Annotated in this window: 4 protein-coding genes; 1 reads left to right on the top strand and 3 read right to left on the bottom strand. The window is 61.3% G+C overall.

Annotated elements, in window-relative coordinates:
• Positions 1–32: 32 nt before the first annotated feature.
• From CRM90_RS31525 to CRM90_RS29365, 3 genes are all read right to left on the bottom strand, one after another.
• On the bottom strand, positions 33–176 hold the full coding sequence (locus tag CRM90_RS31525) for a restriction endonuclease (protein WP_353617006.1): 144 nt from the start codon (positions 174–176) through the stop codon (positions 33–35).
• Complete coding sequence (locus CRM90_RS31520) at positions 136–288, bottom strand: restriction endonuclease (protein ID WP_353617007.1); 153 nt, start codon at positions 286–288, stop codon at positions 136–138. The genes CRM90_RS31525 and CRM90_RS31520 overlap by 41 nt, the downstream gene beginning before the upstream one ends.
• 138 nt (positions 289–426) lie before the next feature.
• Positions 427–3756 carry a TM0106 family RecB-like putative nuclease gene (locus CRM90_RS29365; protein ID WP_233209589.1) on the bottom strand — a complete coding sequence of 1110 codons (3330 nt, stop codon included), beginning with the start codon at positions 3754–3756 and terminating at the stop codon, positions 427–429.
• Positions 3757–3833: 77 nt separating this feature from the next.
• Between CRM90_RS29365 and CRM90_RS31515 the strand changes: the two genes are divergently transcribed.
• The gene (locus CRM90_RS31515; RefSeq protein ID WP_353617005.1) at positions 3834–4874 is read left to right on the top strand and encodes an O-acetyl-ADP-ribose deacetylase; all 1041 of its coding nucleotides are present in this window, start codon (positions 3834–3836) and stop codon (positions 4872–4874) included.
• The last annotated feature ends 694 nt before the right edge of the window (positions 4875–5568 follow it).

Here is a 5568-nt window from a genome sequence, read left to right as displayed (position 1 = left end):
GCCCACCCACCCGGGGCAAGCCAACTCAGATGTCACCTATTCGTGCAGCAGACCCCATTGCCGTATTTGATCGTCAACTCGCTGAGCCGCTGTCCGTCGATCAGCACCACTCTGGTGCCGATGCCCCTCTTATACTCAATCGCACCCGCCGACAAGCGACTCGTCGTGATGAACACGCCTCGATTTGCACCCACCCCGTGGACTGCGGCCGACGAACCCTTGGACGTCAGGTCGTTGGACGCTCTTGTCCTTGCCGTAGCGCTTCGCTTGCACGTAAACCCGCTCCAGTCCGAGCGGATCCTGACCGATGACGCCGTCAACACCGCCGTCTCACGACCCCAATCCTGCCTCCTTGGTCGTGGTTCCGTCCGTGAGTGCTGAGCCGGTGCAGCTCACCAATATTCGCCCCTAAGAAGACACCCTTAACTAGCCGCGCCTGCCAACGGAGTACTCGACGAAGGCGTTGAGGCACGAGATCAAACGCATGTCCTCCACAGACCGAGCGCGTGTTCGCAGCAGTTCCTCAGTGCACACCACGTGAGCGAGGCATCGAGCACGACTAAGCGCAACGTTCAACCGATTCAGAGAGAACAGGAAGTCAGCACCACGGGTCATGTCAGCTGAACTCGACGTCGTCATGCTGTAGAACACCACAGCTGCCTCGCGTCCCTGGAACTTGTCGACTGTGCCAACCGGCACAGCCCGGAGTCGCTCATCCTTACCGAGCCGCTCGCGAATCAGGCGTACCTGGTCGTTGTATGGGGCAACTACCATGAAGTCGTCCGGCCCGAGCATCAAGGTTTCGCCTCGGTGGTTCGTCCATTGTGTGCCCATCAGATCACCGATCCGGTCGGCGATTAAATCGGCTTCTTGCCATGACAATGTCTTGCAACCGACGTGGTCGGCGCGGACCCATCTCAGACCAGTGCCGTAAACGGTCGACTGCCCTTCGCAGGAAGCGTGGCTCCTAAGTCGGCCATCGTAGAACTGTTGCGAGATGAAGGCAGTCACATCGGGATGCATACGTCGGGTCTCGGGCAAAAACACTCCGCGGTCGGCGCTCAGTGTCGCGCGTGCGCCGATCGCATGCTCCAGAACACTGACGCCGGACCCATTGGGATGCAGGGCTTGAGCTACCTGCGGCAGCTGCTGCGGGTCGCCGAGCAGAACGACATTCCTTGCCGCGGTGGAGGCCGCGAGCGCGTCAGCCAGCGCCATCTGGCCCGCTTCATCGACGAAAAGCACGTCGACCGGCGCGGCACGCATTTCGGGCGATGAGAAAAGCCACGTTGTGCCGGCCACGAGGTTGTAGTCGCCGCCCGCACATCCGGTATTACTTCTGCTGTAGGTGACGTACGGAAGCGGAGCCGCATTTTCGCTCGGCTTTCGCACCGCTCGTAAAGTTCCGAGATCGCCGTATTCGTGGAAGATCGCCAGAACGGCTTCGAGTAGATTGCCAATTGCGTGGTGGCTGGTCGCAGTCACCCCGACGCGCGCACCCGCGACGATGAGTGCATGGATCAAAAGTGCTGCCGTGTAAGTCTTTCCGGCTCCCGGCGGCCCTTGTATCGCGACGTAAGACCGGTCAAGTTGAGGGATCCACTCGCGCATATCCGCGAGATCGGCAGAGAAGCTACCACCAGCTGGGCCGCCCCCAACGAACTGTGGCAGATCGCGCCGAAGCAAGGCCATCGTTACGTGGTTAGGTGGCTGACGATCAAGAAAGTCATCCGTGAACGCTTGCAGGGCAAATGCTTTCGGCTTTGCGTCAACCCACTCGCAAAGCACAACGGATTGAGGCACAATGCCCGCCTGCTGCAGCTTCTCCCCCCAAGTAAATTCGACCACATGCTCTTCGCGGTCCAATCTCGAGACGGAGAGCATCCATATCTTTCCTTCCGGGCCGACCATGGCCACTGTCCCGCCGTCACGAGGAATACGGTCCAGGTTCTGCGGAGGGAAGAGGAAGCGCATCGCGGGCGTGATCGGTGTGCCTTTGGTGCCGAGTCGCTCGACTAAACCGATCGGCTGCAGCCCAGCGATTGTATCGGGATCTTCGATCACCTCGACGATCTCCTGCTGCAACCTCGCATTGATCGGAGCGTGATAGGCCATGTACTCGCGCCACCAATAGCCCAGGACGTCGCCAAGAAAGTGCTCGACACTGCCCGCTGGGTACGCATGCAACTTGAGTAAGCGCTCGTCAAGCGCTGGGATGCCGAGCGGCGGTTCAGTCTGCGCTGCACGCCATTCGAGGCCGAAGAACCGTTGGTTGATCAACCAGTCACGTAGCGCCATCGTCGCGCGTACGTCGTCTTCGTTGTAAGCGGCGATGGGCGCGAGAATAGAAGAATCGCCGTCGCGCATGTACTGCTCGTATTGGACAACGGCCCCGGCGCCCTTGTCGATGTCGTGATTACGCCGGAAGTCAGTGAGGCGCTCCAACTGCTTGAGGCCGTACGACTCAGTCCCGACCTGCAGGCTGTTGCGCGCCACTAGATAAAGGTCGACGAACGCGCCCGTCTCGACGAGGTCCGACAACACCTCCTCGCCGACCCCATGGGTCTCGGCCAACGTCCTGAGCGCAGTACGTTCGGTGTGGTTGTAGTGATAGACGTGCATGTTCGGACATCGCATGCGCCGGCGAGCGAGGTAGTCGATCAGCTGCTGAGCCGCCTCCGCTTCCTGCGGCAGATCGTGTGCCCACCAGCTTCGATAGTCCCAACTTCCATCCTCGTCACGCTCAATCAGACCGAAGAGGAAGAACAAGCCGGTGTCGGCTCGCCAGAACGGGTGCCCTTCGAAGTCGAGGAAGATATCCCCGTCGTCGGGAGCGGGCATCTCATCGAATCCGTGTCCCCACACGGGATCCTCAGACGGCGTGACGACCTCATACGGCAGAATTTCCTGTAAGCGTGCTTCCACTTGAAGTTCCGCTTGACGCATCAGGCGGGAGAACCGCTCAGCTCGAAGACCGTCCGGCATCGAAGGCCGGTCCGCCAGGTCGGTCAGCGTAGCGATGCCCGAAGCGGCGAGGGTGTCAACTTCGCTCTGCAGGATGCCGGCAACGTAGATGAGCGAGTCCGCGGCTCTCCACTGCTGCTCACACACGGCGCTAAACTCGCAAAACGGGCAATGGTTGCACCGACGAGGTGAGGTGTCGGCCGACGGACTCGCTGCCAGCGCCTCAAATAGCTGGCCACGGAGCCGGCGCCAGTATGGCCGGAAGTCGTTAACTAACAACGATTCACGATGGCCGGATCCCAGCCAAATGTGCACCTGTTCCGGAACAGCGCCAGTCAAGCTGGCGATGGCCTCTGCGTAGAAACACAGCTGCAGCACGTGACCCGGCTTCGCCTCGCTGCGCGTGAGCTTCGCATCCACAGGCTCGAAGGTGGTCCGTCCGTCGGGGGTGGTGACGCGTTCGACGAAGTCCGCGATACCTCGAATCCCGTCGTGGACAAACGGCATCTGATAGCGCACGTCGAAGTCCATCGCGAGCGGATTGCCGACGCGCTCGACCCACGCAGTGAAGGTCTCGCGCTCGCGGCGAGGGGGCACCTCGAGAACTGACTTGCCCTGACGGCGGTATTCGGCGAGGCACTGTTGCTCGTGGACGAGGCCCTTGTCGGCGAGGAGCTGGGCGAAGCTGCCGAATGTCGGGTTCGGCCGATCCAATAGACCCTCATCGACTCGACTTGTGAGTGTCAGGTAGTGCGCGCACTCGAGCCAGGCACTCACCTTCGATGGCGTCACCAGGCGCTCGTCAGCTAACGGCGCAGTCGTCCGAGATTCGTCTCCCCCGTGCATCGCCACCACTGTAGGTGGCGGGGGTGACATTAACGAAGCACTCTGTCGACTACCTCGGCATTGTGGCCGACGTCAGCGCTCCGGGGCACACTAATGCGGTGCGCCTCATCACCGCAGTCCTCGGGGATATCACCAAGCAAGATGTCGATGCGGTAGTCAACGCCGCGAACACCACGATGCGAGGGGGCGGCGGCGTCGACGGTGCGATCCATCGCGAGGGTGGCCCGGCAATCCTTCGAGACTGCATCGAGCGATTTCCGAACGGTCTACCCACCGGCGATGCAGGCTGGACGGGGACGGGGAACCTGCCAGCCCGGTGGGTGATCCACACCGTGGGTCCGAAATATGCCGCAGGCCAACGTGATCGATCGCTTCTCAAGTCCTGCTACCGCCGAGCTCTTCAGGTTGCCGACGAACTCGGCGCCCGAAGTGTCGCATTCCCCCTGGTTAGCATGGGCGCATACGGTTGGCCACGCCGTGAGGCTATCGCCATAGCGATTCAATCTGTCGCCGACGCCGACACCGACGTCGCAGAAGTGAGGTTCATAGCTTTCGACTCGGCCACTTACGAAGCGGTCCGCAAGCACATCGCGATGTGGACGCCAATTCGCATCCTGCAGGGAGTGCGGGCACTTCACGAGCGCGGCTACGACGGGGTCCGCGTACTGCCGGGGATGAGCCCGTCGGGCATGTACTGGCGCGTGACCATTACGACCGTCGACAACATGGACCCTGGTGGCGGGGAGTACCTGAGCGATTATGAGGCCGCCGTCACTTACACATCGGGCGGTCTCACCGAGTTTGCGGGTACTGAGGTCACGGTGACAACAAATCCCGAGATAGTCGCCGGCATCATTCTCAGTGCGCTGCCCAAGCTCGCGACAACAGCTGACGACCCCGCATATGTCGCGTGGTATGCCGGTCTAGTGCAGCTCGTCGAACGAACCGGCGAGTTGCCCGTTGCCTACGACGAATACTTCGACGGTACCGAAGGTTGGGAGGTGGGCTGGGGCGGCGATATCCGCTACCCCCACCCGCCTAAACCGGCGAAGGACCCGCGTTGAGGGTGTGGACGTTGATCGAGGGCCTTAAACGCGGTTGACGCCCGCCCTTCGCCTGATCGAGCCGGCGGTCGGCGAACTGTTCGGCCGCAAGCAGCCGCCCACGTCAGTCATCGCCGCTAGGGTCCCCTTTACGGCGAAGGCACCCTGCATAGTCGCTGATCATCCCAATTAGGAGATCTGTGAGCACACCAGATGAACAATCCTATTCCCTTGTCGCGGCGTTATCAGAGGCGCGGGTACCAGCCGAGAATCACGAGTTCATCCGCGACGTGATCGACGCGGTTGGAATCGAGAGGTTCCACGTCGTGGACCAAGCGGGCAAGCCCTATGTCGTGGCCACGAGGAGTGATGATCGCCGTGACCTACACATCTATTACGGGGCCACGAACGGGTTCGCGTCCGAGGACGAGACCTTCCAGATCGCTCCCCGTGCTGTAGGCCGAGGACCGAGTTCGCGCAACGGAACATGGTACGTCCTGCATCCAATCAACCAGGCAAGCGTCGGAGGGGAACGATCTCACAATGTCCGACGCAATGGGACCTACTGCGACTGCGGTATGGAGCTATCTCTCACAGGAGTGTGCGGCAGTTGCGACTAGTACTAACCACGACCAGCGCGTGCGATCGATCGACTCCCGACCTGACTTGGCTCACTTTTCGGACGCGGAGTTGATCGCGACTCGTTGACCTGGGG

The sequence above is a fragment of the Mycobacterium sp. ENV421 genome, from assembly GCF_002887815.1.
Lineage (GTDB): Bacteria > Actinomycetota > Actinomycetes > Mycobacteriales > Mycobacteriaceae > Mycobacterium.
This window is presented reverse-complemented; position numbering and strand designations above follow the sequence as displayed.